The organism is Pseudomonas sp. NFX224, assembly GCF_048565165.1.
Taxonomy (GTDB): Bacteria; Pseudomonadota; Gammaproteobacteria; order Pseudomonadales; family Pseudomonadaceae; genus Aquipseudomonas.
This window is the reverse complement of the sequence record NZ_CP183416.1, coordinates 2,866,314-2,880,863: the sequence shown is the minus strand read 5'-3', so window position 1 is coordinate 2,880,863 and position 14,550 is coordinate 2,866,314. Positions and strand designations below refer to the sequence as shown.

General features: G+C 56.8%; 12 protein-coding genes. All 12 read left to right on the top strand.

Translation table 11 applies throughout. From position 1 onward, the window contains the following. Window positions 1-345: 345 nt before the first annotated feature. The 12 genes from tssA (at window position 346) to tssK (ending at window position 14,547) form a co-directional block, all read left to right on the top strand. Window positions 346-1,902, top strand: coding sequence for a type VI secretion system protein TssA (gene tssA / locus ACNYC6_RS12930; RefSeq protein ID WP_419712608.1), 1,557 nt, complete (start codon window positions 346-348; stop codon window positions 1,900-1,902). Between the two features lie 32 nt (window positions 1,903-1,934). Further along, window positions 1,935-2,438 carry a type VI secretion system contractile sheath small subunit gene (gene tssB, locus ACNYC6_RS12925; protein WP_419712607.1) on the top strand — a complete coding sequence of 168 codons (504 nt, stop codon included), beginning with the start codon at window positions 1,935-1,937 and terminating at the stop codon, window positions 2,436-2,438. Between the two features lie 25 nt (window positions 2,439-2,463). Next, a complete protein-coding gene (tssC, locus tag ACNYC6_RS12920) occupies window positions 2,464-3,939 on the top strand; it encodes a type VI secretion system contractile sheath large subunit (RefSeq protein WP_419712606.1) in 1,476 nt (491 codons plus the stop codon). Between the two features lie 13 nt (window positions 3,940-3,952). Then, window positions 3,953-4,363, top strand: coding sequence for a type VI secretion system baseplate subunit TssE (tssE, locus tag ACNYC6_RS12915; RefSeq protein WP_419712605.1), 411 nt, complete (start codon window positions 3,953-3,955; stop codon window positions 4,361-4,363). Window positions 4,364-4,378: 15 nt separating this feature from the next. Then, the gene (tssF, locus tag ACNYC6_RS12910; protein ID WP_419712604.1) at window positions 4,379-6,166 is read left to right on the top strand and encodes a type VI secretion system baseplate subunit TssF; all 1,788 of its coding nucleotides are present in this window, start codon (window positions 4,379-4,381) and stop codon (window positions 6,164-6,166) included. Continuing rightward, window positions 6,130-7,146, top strand: coding sequence for a type VI secretion system baseplate subunit TssG (tssG, locus tag ACNYC6_RS12905; protein WP_419712603.1), 1,017 nt, complete (start codon window positions 6,130-6,132; stop codon window positions 7,144-7,146). The genes tssF and tssG overlap by 37 nt, the downstream gene beginning before the upstream one ends. A gap of 3 nt (window positions 7,147-7,149) precedes the next feature. Further along, window positions 7,150-9,756 (top strand): type VI secretion system ATPase TssH, encoded by a 2,607-nt coding sequence (tssH, locus tag ACNYC6_RS12900; RefSeq protein ID WP_419712602.1) that lies wholly within the window; start codon window positions 7,150-7,152, stop codon window positions 9,754-9,756. Window positions 9,757-9,766: 10 nt separating this feature from the next. Then, window positions 9,767-11,284 carry a sigma-54 interaction domain-containing protein gene (locus ACNYC6_RS12895; protein ID WP_419712601.1) on the top strand — a complete coding sequence of 506 codons (1,518 nt, stop codon included), beginning with the start codon at window positions 9,767-9,769 and terminating at the stop codon, window positions 11,282-11,284. A gap of 86 nt (window positions 11,285-11,370) precedes the next feature. Further along, window positions 11,371-11,511: a type VI secretion protein gene (locus tag ACNYC6_RS12890; RefSeq protein ID WP_419712600.1), complete on the top strand. Its 141-nt coding sequence runs from the start codon at window positions 11,371-11,373 to the stop codon at window positions 11,509-11,511. 17 nt (window positions 11,512-11,528) lie between these two features. Continuing rightward, window positions 11,529-12,719 (top strand): type VI secretion system-associated FHA domain protein TagH, encoded by a 1,191-nt coding sequence (gene tagH, locus ACNYC6_RS12885; RefSeq protein WP_419712599.1) that lies wholly within the window; start codon window positions 11,529-11,531, stop codon window positions 12,717-12,719. Continuing rightward, complete coding sequence (gene tssJ, locus ACNYC6_RS12880; protein WP_419712598.1) at window positions 12,716-13,213, top strand: type VI secretion system lipoprotein TssJ; 498 nt, start codon at window positions 12,716-12,718, stop codon at window positions 13,211-13,213. The genes tagH and tssJ overlap by 4 nt, the downstream gene beginning before the upstream one ends. A 2-nt stretch (window positions 13,214-13,215) precedes the next feature. Next, complete coding sequence (gene tssK, locus ACNYC6_RS12875; RefSeq protein ID WP_419712597.1) at window positions 13,216-14,547, top strand: type VI secretion system baseplate subunit TssK; 1,332 nt, start codon at window positions 13,216-13,218, stop codon at window positions 14,545-14,547. The last annotated feature ends 3 nt before the right edge of the window (window positions 14,548-14,550 follow it).

Here is a 14,550-nt window from a genome sequence, read left to right as displayed (position 1 = left end):
AGACACGAACCTTGCAAGTCTTGTGTCTGCGTTAATTGTAGAAGAGCGCTATCAGTTCATTGAAATGAATTGCGTAGGAAGGTTCTTTTGCTTAAGTCAGAAATTCCCTCAATTTCATAATGTTGCATCTTTTTTCATGAGTCAGTGTCGGACATTACTCATACTAAAAGTGCAACAAAATACGAGAGGTTTCTAACTAACTTTCTCATCTGATTGCATTTTCAGAAGCGTCCTACATTTTTCACTTTCTATTTTTGTCATGCTTTGCGCCGATTCAGCTCCAAAGGCTGGCTCCAGTGCAATTCCCATTGACGAATGACCGTCATTTTCAAAAAAAGGCCATGGATGTCTTACTCAGGCAAACTTTCCGCTCATTACCTTGAACTTGCTGAAGTCTCCGTTTCCGAAGAGAGTTTCGTGGGCGGGGATGTTCGCTTTTCGATTGAATATGAAGCGCTGGAGCGTGAACTGGGCAAACTCCAGTCCATACACGAAAGCAGTCAAATCGACTGGCTCAAAGTCCGCGAAAACTGCGAAAGATTGCTGCGAACCCAATCCAAGGATTTGCGGGTCAGCGTTTGGCTGACGTGGGCCTTGTATCAGTGCGAATCCTTTCAGGGGCTGGTGGCTGGACTCGGTTTGCTGCACCGCCTGTGCAAAAGTCGTTGGGCCGATGTTTACCCGAGCAAACCCCGTACCCGTGCTGCCGCGATTAGTTGGCTTACGCAGCGCCTTGAACAGGTACTGAACGAGAACGTCGCGATCAAGGAGCAACTGCCATTGTTCCGCTGTTTGGTGGAGCATCTGGAAGGGCTTGATGCCATTTTCACGTCACACCTCGGTGACGATGCGCCTTTGCTGCTACCGCTTTCCCGTCGTCTGCAAAACCTGGTGCATCGGGCAGTCGAGCATCAGCCGTCCGCCGGTGTGGTGGAGGCTGCAGTGGCTCAGGTCAAACAGGCTGCCACGCATTTGTTCAATCCTTGCGCGCCCATCAATAACGAAAAAGAAGCCCATAAAGCCTTGCGTGCTCAGCAGGACAGCGCGCGGCCACTGTGCGTCTGGTGGCTTAAGCAAAAGGCCACTGACCTGCGTGCATTGCGTCTGAATCGTACGCTGCTCTGGCTGCCTGTCGACACGCTACCCGATCGCAATTGCGAACGGATCACGGCACTGCGCGGGCTACCTGCCGACCGGCTCAGGTTCTTTCAGGAGCATTACGATCTGGCCCGGCACGCCGATTTGCTTGTGGAGTTGGAGCCGAGCCTGTCAAAGGCGCCATTCTGGTTTGATGGACAGCGAATGGTTTGGGAATGTCTTCAGGGCCTGAATGCAGAATTGGCCATGCGCGAAGTGGAGATCCATCTAGCGTTACTGATTCAACGTCTGCCCGGCATCCTCGAATTGCGTTTCCATGATGGCGTTCCTTTCGCCGATCCGGCCACTCGCGCATGGGTCAATGCTCACGTCATGCCGCATCTGCAAAGTCCCTGCACAGCACACCCTGTAGAAGACCCGACAACCCAACCAGCCTGGGAGCAGGCCCTGGACGACGCCCAACCGATCCTGCGCAAGGATGGGCTCAAGGCTGCGGTGCAGATTCTCAAACAAGGCTTGCACACCGCCCAAGGTGGCCGTGCCCGGTTCTTCTGGCAATTCACCCTCGCCCGGCTGTGCTTTCTGGCCAAGAAGTACGAACTGGCCAAGACCCAACTCGAAACTCTAGACCAAACGCTACAGGGCTCAGGCTTGCACGCCTGGGAGCCCGAACTCGCGTTGGAAGTGCTGCGCCTGCTGCATGGCTGCTGTGAGTTATTGCCGCAGAACCATGCGGTGCGCGAATGCAAGGACGAGATTTATCGCCGGCTGTGCCACCTCGATCTTGAAGTGGTACTCGAATAGGCCTACGGGCCACAACCGCAAGGAGAATTGCCATGGCCAAAGAAGGCTCGGTAGCCCCGAAGGAACGCATCAATGTGACTTTCAAGCCTGCCACCGGTGGTGCGCAGGAAGAGATCGAACTGCCACTGAAAATACTTGCAATCGGTGATTACACCCATCGTAAAGACGAACGCAAGGTTGAAGATCGCAAGCCGATCAGCATCGACAAGATGACCTTTGACGAAGTGCTGGCCAAGCAAGACCTGCAGGTGACCTTGAGCGTACCGAATCGGCTTCAGGATGAAACTACCTGCGAAGAGCTGGCCGTGGATCTGCGCGTCGGCTCGATGAAGGATTTCAATCCGGCCAGCCTGGTCGATCAAGTGCCTGAACTGAAAAAACTGATGGAGTTGCGCAACGCGCTGATAGCCCTAAAGGGGCCACTCGGCAACACGCCTGCATTTCGCAAAGCCATTGAGGGTGTTCTGGCAGACGACGAATCCCGCAATCGCGTGTTAGGCGAGTTGGGACTGAATTCCAGCGTCGAGCAAGCCTGAGTCATCCATCAGTCAAGGAAGCCACATGAGTACGAACACAGCACCGCAACAGAATGACCAGCGCAGCGAATTCAGCATTCTCGACAGCATCATTGCCGAAACCCGCCTGAATCCGGCCGACGAAGCCTATGACATTGCCAAACGCGGTGTATCGGCGTTTATCGAAGAACTGCTCAAGCCGACGAACAATGGAGAACCGGTAAAAAAGGCCATGGTCGACCGGATGATTGCCGAGATCGACAGCAAACTCAGCCGGCAAATGGATGAAATCCTCCACCACCCGGCCTTTCAGGCGCTGGAATCCTCGTGGCGTGGTCTGCAGTTGTTGGTGGATCGCACTGACTTTCGCGAAAACATCAAGATAGAAATCCTCAACGTATCCAAGGAAGACTTGCTGGACGACTTCGAAGATTCGCCTGAAGTGATGCAGGCTGGTCTTTACAAGCACATCTACACCGCAGAATACGGTCAGTTCGGTGGGCAACCGGTAGGGGCAATCATCGCCAACTACTTCATGTCTCCGAGCTCGCCGGACGTGAAACTGATGCAGTACGTTTCCAGCGTTGCCTGCATGTCCCATGCGCCTTTCATCGCCGCGGCGGGTCCGACGTTCTTCGGGCTGGAGAGCTTCAACGATCTGCCGAATCTGAAGGATCTGAAAGATCACTTCGAAGGCCCGCAATTTGCCAAATGGCAGAGTTTCCGTCAGTCGGAAGACGCGCGTTACTTTGGGCTGACGGTACCGCGCTTCCTGCTGCGCAATCCCTATGACCCGGAAGAAAACCCGGTGAAATCGTTCGCTTACAAAGAAACCGTCGCCAATAGCCACGAACACTATTTATGGGGAAATACGGCTTACGCGTTCGGCACCCGACTGACCGACAGCTTCGCCAAGTTCCGCTGGTGCCCGAACATCATCGGTCCGCAGAGCGGCGGCGCAGTGGAAGATCTGCCATTGCACCACTTCGAAAGCATGGGCGAAATCGAAACCAAGATCCCGACCGAAGTGCTGGTATCCGACCGTCGTGAATACGAACTGGCCGAGGAGGGATTCATAGCCCTGACGATGCGCAAGGGTAGCGACAACGCAGCATTCTTTTCCGCCAGTTCCGTGCAGAAGCCAAAGCACTTCGGCATCAGCGCGGAAGGCAAGGTTGCCGAGCTGAATTACAAACTCGGCACTCAGTTGCCTTACATGATGATCGTCAATCGACTGGCCCACTATTTGAAAGTTCTTCAACGAGAGCAATTGGGGTCGTGGAAAGAACGTACCGACCTCGAACTGGAACTCAACAAGTGGATTCGCCAGTACGTAGCGGATCAGGAAAACCCGAGCGCCGAAGTCCGCGGTCGTCGGCCATTGCGCGCTGCGCAGGTCATCGTCAGCGATGTCGACGGCGAGCCAGGCTGGTACCGCGTCAGTCTCAATGTGCGCCCGCACTTCAAGTACATGGGAGCTGATTTCACCCTCTCCCTGGTTGGCAAACTGGACAAAGAGTAATCGGAACTGACTCATGAGCGGATACGGCAGCCTCTTCGAACGCCTGAATGGCGACACGCAAAAACGTGTTGGCTGGAGTCGCGAAAACTCCGCTACGGCGTCTGTGGCTGCCCACCTGGCCAAGATGCTCAGCACCCGTGCGGGCAGTGTGCAGACACTGCCCGATTATGGATTACCCGATCTCAACGATATGCGCCTGAGTCTTCACGAATCCTTGAATCAAGCTCGCTTGGCCATCGAACGTTTCATCGAGGCTTACGAGCCGCGCCTTAGCAACGTACGTGTCTCTTCCGGTCCGCGTAACGACGATCAACTGCGGCTGTCCTTCAGCATCGAAGGTCTGCTGGAAATCGACGGTATCAAGCGTCAGGTCAGCTTTGCGGCGTGCCTGCATGGCAGCGGTCAAGTCAAGGTCAGCCAATGACAAGCGGAATTACCTATGTCCTTTAACCACTACTACCAAAGTGAGCTCACCGCGCTCCGCCAGTCAGGTCGTCGATTCGCTGAGCGCAGCCCGGCATTGGCCCCCTACCTGGGGCAGGCCGGGCGCGATCCCGACGTGGAGCGGTTGCTTGAAGGCTTTGCGTTTTTGACCGGACGTCTGCGACAGAAGCTCGACGACGAATTGCCGGAGCTGAGTCATTCGTTGATGCAATTGCTGTGGCCCAACTATATGCGACCGCTACCGGCGTTCAGCATTTTGCAATTCGCTCCGCTGACGCGCGCGGAACCGGCATTTGTGGTTGACCTTGATACACCGGTGGAGAGTGTACCGATCGAAGGCGTGCGTTGCCGTTTCCGCACGTGCTACTTGACCGAGGTGTCAGCGCTGGACCTTGTCGGGATGAATTATTCGGTCAAGGGCGATGGATCGCTGTTGAGTCTGCGGCTGGAGATGAACGCTGACGGCCATCTTGGTGAGCTGGCTTTGAATCGTTTGCGTCTGCACTTTACGGGCGAACGCTACATCAGCCAGATGCTGTACTTGAGCTTGCTGCGTCATCTGCAAGGCATCGAACTGATTCCGCTGGACGACGCCGGCAACCCAATCGCTGGCGTGAACGACATGCCGATGGCACTCAGGTTACCGGGTGACCGCGTGCAATCGGTGGGGTTTGCCGAAGAAGAGGCGCTGGTGCCGTACCCGCTGAATACCTTCCGTGGTTATCGCTACCTGCAGGAGTATTTCGCTTTTCAGGACAAGTTCCTGTTCGTCGATATCAACGGCCTCGACCTGCTCAAGAGCCTGTCTGAGGACTGCATCAAGCAAGTGCGCGGACTGGAATTGCGCTTTGATATTCGCAAGAGCGAATTGCAGCGACTGCGCCCGACCCTGGATAACATAAAACTTCACTGCACGCCGATCGTGAACCTGTTCACGCACGATGCGCTGCCTGTGCGTCTCGATGGAAAGCAGGATGAACACTTGCTCTTGCCAGCCGGGTACGACTTGGAAAACTGTGGTGTGTTTTCGGTAGAAAAAGTCACCGGATGGAGGCCGAGTGGCCTGGGAAATCGGGAATATGTGCCGTTCGAATCCTTTGAACACGATCCCAGTTTCGATGTCCCGGCCAGCCGTCCGCATTACAGCGTCCGCCAGCGCTCCTCCTTGTTGCACGATGGCCTCGATACCTATCTGAGCTTCGGCATTCGACACTCCGACGTCCAGGAAACGCTCTCGATCGAGCTGATGTGTACCAACCAGAACCTGCCGCGCAAGTTGAAGCTCGGTGACATCACCCAGTCTTGCGAGCAGACGCCGGAGTTCCTTAGTTTCCGCAACATCACTTCAGTCACTTCATGCTTTGCGCCGCCGATCAATAAAGACTTTCTCTGGAAGCTGATCAGCAACATGTCGCTCAACTACCTGTCCCTGGCTGACGTCAATGCGTTGAAGCTGATTCTCGAAACCTACGACTTGCCGCGCTATTACGACCAGCACGCTGAAAACATCAGCAAAAGACTGCTCGGCGGCTTGAAGTCGATCAAGCACCAGCACGTCGACAGATTGCATCGTGGACTACCAGTACGTGGATTGCGTACCGAGCTGACCATCGATCCACAGGGGTATATCGGCGAAGGCGATCTGTTCGTGTTTGCTTCGGTACTCAACGAGTTTTTCGCGCTTTACGCCAGCCTCAATTCGTATCACGAGTTGCGGGTCATCAGCACACAAGGAGAGGTGTATCAATGGGCACCCCGCATGGGTCTTCAGCCCCTGCTTTGAGTGGGCTGAGCCGGGCAATTCGTGAGTATTCGCTGTTCCAGGCCGTGCGACTGGTGGTTGAGCGTCTGCGCGAGATACATCCGAGCCTGAGTGAAGACGATCTATACGATCAGCTGGAGTTCCAGGCCAATCCAAGCCTGGGTTTTCCCGGTTGTGACGTGGATCGCGTGGAGTTCTTCGAGGAGCACGGTCAGGTGCGTGCGCGGTTACGTTTTAACCTGATGAGCCTGGTGGGTTCCGGTTCACCGCTGCCGGCGTTCTATGCCGAACAGGCATTGAATAACGGCGAAGAAGGCAATCTGACCCGTAACTTTCTCGATCTCTTTCATCACCGGTTACAGCGGCTGATGTGGCCGATCTGGTGCAAGTACCGGTATCACGCAGGGTTCCAGAGTGGTGCTCTTGATTCATTTTCTTCGCAGCTGTTTGCCCTGATCGGACTTGGTGGCGAAGAAATTCGCAAGGCCCGGGAGCTGAACTGGAAGCGCCTGCTGCCGTACCTCGGTCTGCTCAGTCTGCGGGCACATTCAGCAGCATTGATCGAGGCCGTTCTACGTTACTACTTCAAGCATGCCGAACTGACCATCGAGCAATGCATCGAGCGTCGTGTCGAGATTCTCGACGAGCAACGCAATCGACTTGGGCGCGCCAACAGCAATCTCGGCGAAGACCTCGTGCTGGGCGAACACGTTCGCGATCGCAGCGGAAAATTCCGGATTCATGTACGCGAGCTCGACTGGCACCGTTTCCATGAATTCCTGCCGATCGGGTTCGGCTATCAGCCGTTGTGTGCGTTGGTGCGATTCACCCTTCGCGATCCGCTCGATTACGACATTCGTCTGGTTCTGCGCCAGGAAGAAGTCCACGAGTTGCGCATCGGTAGACAGAACGCCTGTCTTCTGGGCTGGACCAGCTGGCTGGGCCGAGAACACGCCGATGGCGTGGTGACCCTGAACAGCAAAAATTCATTAAGGATGTGAGCAATGATCAACGTGGACCTGCAACAACTTATCCAGGCGCTGGACGCCGACAGTCGTCGTGATCTGGAAAGTTCTGCTGAACGCTGCGTCGCGCGGGGCGGCAGCAAGATCCTCGTTGAGGATTTGCTGCTGGCGTTGCTGGAGCGTCCGCGAGGTTTGCTCTGCCGTGCCCTGCAGGACGCAGAAATAGAGGCAGGTGAGCTGACGGCCGCGTTGCGATTGCGAGTCGAGCACAGCGCCTCGCGCAATCCGGTATTCGCCCCGGAACTGGTGCAATGGCTGCAGGACGCCTTGCTGGTAGCGAACCTCGAATTGGGGCAGAGCGAGGTTGGGCAGGCAGCGTTGATCCTCTCGCTGCTTCGCAATCCGATGCGCTACGCCGGCAGCCGCTACCAGTTGTTGCTGGCCAGGCTGAACATTGAGCGACTCAAGGAATTCGCGTTGTCCCGGATCGAACAGCCGGCCAATAGCAAGTCCGTCCCTTCCGGTGAGTCGTTGCTGGAGCGCTTCACTCACAACCTGACTCAGCAAGCCCGTGACGGCAAACTGGACCCGGTGTTGTGCCGCGACACCGCGATTCGTCAGATGATCGACATCCTCGCCCGTCGCCGCAAAAACAATCCTATCGTGGTCGGCGAAGCGGGTGTCGGAAAAACGGCCTTGGTCGAAGGCCTGGCCTTGCGGATCGTTGCCGGTGAAGTACCGCCGGTGTTGCAAGGGGTCGAGCTGTTGTCCCTGGACATGGGATTACTGCAGGCCGGTGCCAGCGTCAAAGGTGAGTTCGAGCGGCGGCTCAAGGGGGTGATCGACGAAATCAACGCCTCGCCGAGTCCGGTGATTCTGTTCATTGACGAAGCCCATACGCTGATCGGCGCGGGAGGCAATACCGGCGGCACCGATGCGGCCAACTTGCTTAAACCGGCCCTGGCCCGTGGCGAGTTGCGCACTATCGCAGCCACTACCTGGACGGAGTACAAGAAATATTTCGAGAAAGACCCGGCGCTGGCCCGACGTTTCCAATCCGTGCAATTGCATGAGCCAACCATCAGCGAAGCGGTGACGATCCTTCGTGGACTGGCGGCAGTGTATGAGAAGAGCCACGGTATTTACCTGCGCGATGACGCTGTGGTGGCGGCGGCTGAATTGTCTGCGCGGTATTTGACAGGACGTCAGTTGCCGGACAAGGCGGTTGATGTCCTCGACACTGCATGCGCCCGTGTCCGAATCAGTCTGTCTGCTGCCCCGCAATGTCTGGAGCATTTGCGTGGCGAGCGGGCCGAAGGGGAACGGCAGCATCAGGCTCTGCGACGGGATGCCGAGGCCGGATTGCCGATTGATCACCAAGCGTTATCGGCTCTTCAAGAGCGTCTTGCCCAGATTGAAGATGAAGATGCCGAGCTGGAGCTCCTGTGGAGCCAGCAAAAGGATCTGGCCGAGCGACTGCTGGAGCTGCGTCAGCAATTGGCCACGGCGCGAGAAGCTGCCGTCACTGAGACAGCGGCATCTGCAGAGCAGGCCCGGAGCATCGACGTTCTGGAAATCGCGCTCAGCGAAACCCGCGGCGCTTTGACCGTTGCCCAAGCCAGACATCGTCTGGTGAGTTTTGAAGTATGCCCGCGTTTGGTAGCCGAAGTGATCAGCGCCTGGACCGGTGTGCCGTTGGCGCAACTGGCCCGTGAGCACAACACCAGAATCGCCAGTTTTGCCACCGACCTGCGTAATCGTATTCGCGGCCAGGAACAAGCCATCCAGGCACTGGATAGATCAATGCGCGCGGCTGCCGCTGGCCTCAACAAGCCTGATGCGCCGGTGGGGGTATTTCTGCTGGTCGGCCCGAGTGGCGTCGGCAAGACCGAAACCGCGCTGGCGCTCGCGGATTTGCTATACGGAGGTGATCGTTTCATCACCACGATCAACATGTCGGAGTTTCAGGAAAAGCATACCGTCTCGCGCCTGATAGGTGCGCCACCCGGTTATGTCGGTTACGGGGAAGGCGGCATGCTAACCGAAGCCGTGCGTCAAAAGCCGTACTCCGTCGTGTTGCTTGATGAAGTTGAAAAAGCTGACCCGGACGTACTCAACCTGTTCTACCAAATCTTCGATAAAGGCATTGCCAACGACGGGGAAGGGCGCCAGATCGATTTCCGCAACACGCTCATCCTCATGACCTCTAACCTCGGTAGCGAGCAGATCAGTACGCTGTATGAAAGTCATGCGCGGCCAACGGTGCAGACGCTCGAAGCATCTATCCGCCCGATCCTGAGCCAGCATTTCAAGCCCGCGCTACTGGCGCGCATGCGTATCGTGCCTTATTACCCGGTCAGTGGGTCGGTGTTACGCGAGCTGATCGAAGTCAAGCTCGACCGTTTGAGAGAACGTCTGCACCGTCGTCAACTGGATTTCAGTTATTGCCAGCAACTTGTCGCCCACTTGGCTGAACGCTGCGTTCAAAGCGACAGCGGTGCCCGTCTGATTGACCAGTTGCTGGACCAGCATGTGTTACCTCCAGTGACTGACCGATTGCTGGAAGCGATGGCTACCGGAGAGCACTTCACGCGTGTTCATGCGACGGTGGACGCGGATGTCAGCGTCATCTGCGAGTTCGCTTGAGATGGGAGTGATGTTTACTTACCTGCCACAACCGCTGGTGTATGCCGAAGCATTGCTGGGGCAGTTCACCCGTTTGTCTCAGGCGGCGGACGGCGCTGCGTTGGTGGGTGACTTCCTGCGCGGGGTCGCGCAACTCAGTGGTTGCGAGCTGACGCAATTGTATTTGCTTGAGGCAACCCACGGCGGCCTTGAACTGAGTGTCGAATACCTGAATGGCGTTCTGCAACCTCGGGACGTGGCGGATTTACCGGCGGATTACAACGGTGAGCAACTGCTGCAATTCGCCCTGCATCACAACCGCGTAGTTTGCCTGGACTCAATGAGTGGCAGCCTGTACGAAACCGGTTTTTTGCCGCCTCAGGCTTCACCGTGGCAATCGCTGCTGTGTGTGCCGCTGGTGAGCCAGCGAAAGGCCGTCGAAGGTTTGGTGCTTTGTGCCAGTCGCCGGTATATCGATATGAAAGGCTTCGCCGATTCCCTGGGGTCGTTGGGCTCGTTCGTACTGGGTCAACTGCAACTGTTGCAACGGCTAGGTCGGTCTAATGGCAATGCGCGACCGGCGCCGGTCAGCGCCCTGAATGCCAGCGGCTATGGAATGCTCGGCAATAGTCCCGCCATGCGCCGAACCTATTCGCTGATCAGTAAAGTCCTGCATAGCCCCTATACCGTGCTATTGCGTGGCGAAACAGGCACCGGCAAGGAAGTGGCCGCGCGAGCGATTCACGATGGTGGCTCGAGGCGTTCCCGGCCGTTCATCGTGCAAAACTGTGCAGCATTCGCTGAAAGCCTTCTGGAAAGTGAATTGTTTGGCTATCGCAAGGGTGCCTTCACCGGTGCTGATCGCGACCGCGCCGGGCTGTTCGATGCGGCTAACGGCGGCACACTGTTGCTGGATGAGATCGGCGATATGCCGATGTCCCTGCAAGCCAAGTTGCTGCGGGTTTTGCAGGAAGGTGAAATCCGCCCGTTGGGTTGCAACGAGACCCACAAGATCGACGTGCGCATCATCGCAGCGACCCATCGTGATTTGGCGTTGCTGGTCCGGCAAGGCAAGTTTCGTGAGGACTTGTACTACCGTCTCGCGCAATTTCCGATCGAGCTGCCAGCACTGCGCCAACGAGGGGGTGACATCCTCGATTTGGCCCGATACTTCGCTGACAAAGCCTGCGAATGCTTGCAGCGGGATCACGTGCGTTGGTCTGAGGCGGCCCTTGGGAGTTTGGCGGCCTATGCTTTTCCCGGCAACGTGCGTGAGCTCAAAGGTCTCGTCGAACGTGCGGTATTGCTGTGCGAAGGCGGCGAATTACAGACCGGGCATTTTTCCCTGCCGCTGGATGCCATTACGCAAGATAGCAGCCTGCACTTGCGCGAACGCCTGGTACAGGTTGAACGCAGTCTGGTGATCGATTGCCTGCGTAAAAACAATGGCAACCAGACACTTTCCGCCCGCGAGCTCGGGCTGCCACGCCGCACACTACTGTACCGCTTCGGGCGTTTGAACATTAACCCGGGTGATCTCGATGGTTGACTACCTGGCCATACATGATCGGCACCCTCTGCCTTTCTCACTTGCTCAATTTCCTCCTCATCTCTTTGTTCTTCGGAGTCCTTCGCATGCCTGTTCGTTACTGGCAGGCCGCTTTGCTGGCACTCGTCGTTCTATGCGGCGTTGTCGGCTGTGGCGGTAATTACAAATTCAACGACAACACCTATCGCCCTTTGGGTGACCCGCAGGCGGTCAATCGCGGCAAGTAACCGCAAGGAGCTTTAACATGGAACTGGTTTTCGAAATGCTGAGCGGCAAGCAGTTCGTGCCTACAGAGGTGTGCCAGAAAGTCTTTACGCAGTCCGGTGGTGTGATCGGTCGAGGCGAGGACTGCGACTGGATCATTCCCGATCGCAAGCGCCACCTCTCCAGCCGTCACGCGATGATCAGCTACCACGAAGGGGCGTTTTTCCTCACCGATATCAGCAACAATGGTATCCAGGACTGCGCCAGTGGTTCCCTTCTCGTCAAGGGTGAAGCGCTACGGATCGAAACCGGCAGCATCTATGTGCTGGGCGAATTCGAGATTCGTGCACGACTGAGCCATGGCTCCAGACCGGTCGACACCGAGACCTTTCGCCCCCGCAAAACAGGCAACTTGATACCTGACGATGTGTTCCTTGATCTCGACCCGTTGAGAGCCATTGATCGGCAGGAGCACGCTGACTGCGAACTTGATGAGCTGAGCGACTTCGACGGGCTGCTACAAGCACCGACGCAACGTGCCGACTATGCGCGCATCGACATGGAAAACCTGACGGTGCCGCAGCTTGTTCAAGCTCCGGCAGACCCCGAACCTGTCAGCCCCAGGAATGCCAACCATCAACGAGAAGATTTCTGGGCGTATTTGGGAACCGCGCTGGGGGTTGATCTCAATGGTCTCGATCCTGCCGCCCGCGAGGCACTGGCGCTCAGGGCCGCGCATTTGCTCACACGATGTGTCGGCGGTTTGCAGCAAAGTCTGCGCACCCGAAGCGAGCTGAAAAACGAGTTGCGACTGGCTCAGACAACCGTACAAGACCTGCACGCAAATCCGCTCAAGTCAGGCGTTGATGCAGGTGAGGCGTTGGGCATGTTGCTGCTCAACAAACCCGGTCAGTTACCGGCAGAGCAAGCGCTCGCCCGCGCATTTCGTGATTTGCAGGCACATCAGGTGGCCATGCTGGCCGGCAGTCGCGCGGCGGTTCGAGGGGCCCTGGATCACTGCTCGCCGCAGCAACTGACGCTGCGTTTCGAGCGAGACAATAGGTCCTTGTTTACCTCCTCCGGCAGTCGCTGGAGAGCCTACGGTCGTTATCACCAAGCCTTGCTTCAGGACGATGACTGGAGCGAACGCCTGCTGACAAGGGACTTCGCTCAAGCTTACGAAGAGCAGATTCGCCTGATCTCCACTCTCCACACAGACCGCCAGGGATGATGCGCATGACTGTTTCAATCAGGCCGCTGGTCACTCTCGTGATGCTGGTTTTTCTGAGTGGCTGCTCGGCGTTATCGCCGTACTCCAGTGTGACCAAACTCAATCTGCGATTGACCGCCGGCGATCAACTGAATCCGGATATTCATGGTCGTCCGTCGCCGATTGTCGTGCGGCTGCTGGAGCTCAAGCATCCGGTTGCGTTCGAGAACGCGGATTTCTTCAGCCTCTACGACCGTGCCGGTAAATCCTTGGCGCCGGACCTTGTGACCAGTGAGGAACTGCAGCTGCGTCCCGGTGAAACCGTAGCGCTCAATCTCAGCGTGCAGGAGGGGAGCCGTTACGTCGGCATCCTCGCCGCTTACCGCGACCTGCCTGAAACCCGATGGCGCTACACCATTGCACTCACTTCAGTGGGGATTACCAACACTGACCTGACGCTTGATCAGGCCGGTATCCGCAGCAGCCATGAAACCTTCGCCAAGGCAGGTGACTGAACATGTACACCCATAAAGTCATTTGGCAGGAAGGCATGTTGCTGCGCCCGCAGCACTTCCAGCACAACGATCGCTATCACGACCATCAGTTGAAGGCCCGTACTCAGTTATTGGGCAGTTACACCTGGGGCTTTCTGAGTCTGGAAGTCGATTTGCAGTTCCTCAATATGGGCAAACTGGTACTCAACCGTGCCTCGGGAATCTTGCCGGACGGCAGCCTCTTCGAAGTGGATGGCAGTACGAGTCCGCTGGCGCTGGACGTACCGGCGAACGCGGGCAATACGTCGATCTATCTGGCATTGCCGCTGGTGACCGGAAACCACATCGAGTCTCGTCGTTTGGAGCAGTCCGACGTGCTGGCACGGTACGTTTCCTATAGCGCGGAAGTTGCCGATTCCAACGCAGGCGACAGTGGCGTCAGCGAGGTCAGCTGCGCCCGTCCAGACTTCCGCTTACTGCTTGGCCAACAGCACAACGATCAGGCCTGTGTGAAGTTGAAAATCTGCGAGGTTCTCGACTCCACACCTGACGGGGTAATCAGCCTCAATCCGGATTTCGTTCCGACGTACTTGCAAGTGCATGCGTCCAGCTACCTGCTTTCTTGCCTGAAAGAAGTCATCAGCATGCTTGGCCATCGGGGCGACGCTATCGCTGAGCGCATTCGCTCCAATGGCAAAGTGGGCGGCGCGGAAGTGGGCGATTTCATGATGCTGCAGCTGATCAATCGTACTGAGCCGCTGCTGCGTCACTACCTCAATGTCGAGCAGGTTCACCCGCAGGGTTTGTACTGCTCGCTGCTGACCCTGTTGGGAGAGCTGGCGACTTTCTCCAGTGACAGCAAGCGCCCGAGTCTGGACAGTCGCTACGAACACAGTGACCAGGGCGCAAGCTTTCGCAAGCTCATGGAAGCGGTTCGCGAAGTATTGTCGATGGTGCTTGAGCAGCATGCCGTCGAACTGGCGATGCAGGCGCGCCAATACGGAATAATGGTCTCACCCTTGCACGATCATAAATTGCTCAGCTCAGCCTCGTTTGTGCTGGCTGCCAGCGCTCAATGCGACAGCGAAGAATTGCGCCATCGTTTGCCGGCACATCTCAAGGTCGGCCCCGTGGAGAGCATCCGTCAACTGGTGAATCTGCATCTGCCCGGCATCAAAGTCAGGCCGCTCCCGGTGGCCCCGCGACAGATCGCATTCCACGCCAACAAAACCTATTTCATCCTCGACCTTAGTCCTGAGGACCGGGCACAACTCGAAGGCTCCGGTGGCTTCGCGTTCCACGTGTCCGGTGAATTTGCCGAGCTCGAACTGAAATTCTGGGCAATCAGGAACTGAGTG

Coding starts and splice junctions, on each gene's coding strand:
- tssG (WP_419712603.1), top strand. CDS start 6,130: ATGGGCACCCCGCATGGGTCTTCAGCCCCTGCTTTGAGTGGGCTGAGC.
- tssA (WP_419712608.1), top strand. CDS start 346: ATGTCTTACTCAGGCAAACTTTCCGCTCATTACCTTGAACTTGCTGAA.
- ACNYC6_RS12895 (WP_419712601.1), top strand. CDS start 9,767: ATGTTTACTTACCTGCCACAACCGCTGGTGTATGCCGAAGCATTGCTG.
- tssE (WP_419712605.1), top strand. CDS start 3,953: ATGAGCGGATACGGCAGCCTCTTCGAACGCCTGAATGGCGACACGCAA.
- tssB (WP_419712607.1), top strand. CDS start 1,935: ATGGCCAAAGAAGGCTCGGTAGCCCCGAAGGAACGCATCAATGTGACT.
- ACNYC6_RS12890 (WP_419712600.1), top strand. CDS start 11,371: ATGCCTGTTCGTTACTGGCAGGCCGCTTTGCTGGCACTCGTCGTTCTA.
- tagH (WP_419712599.1), top strand. CDS start 11,529: ATGGAACTGGTTTTCGAAATGCTGAGCGGCAAGCAGTTCGTGCCTACA.
- tssF (WP_419712604.1), top strand. CDS start 4,379: ATGTCCTTTAACCACTACTACCAAAGTGAGCTCACCGCGCTCCGCCAG.
- tssC (WP_419712606.1), top strand. CDS start 2,464: ATGAGTACGAACACAGCACCGCAACAGAATGACCAGCGCAGCGAATTC.
- tssH (WP_419712602.1), top strand. CDS start 7,150: ATGATCAACGTGGACCTGCAACAACTTATCCAGGCGCTGGACGCCGAC.
- tssJ (WP_419712598.1), top strand. CDS start 12,716: ATGATGCGCATGACTGTTTCAATCAGGCCGCTGGTCACTCTCGTGATG.
- tssK (WP_419712597.1), top strand. CDS start 13,216: ATGTACACCCATAAAGTCATTTGGCAGGAAGGCATGTTGCTGCGCCCG.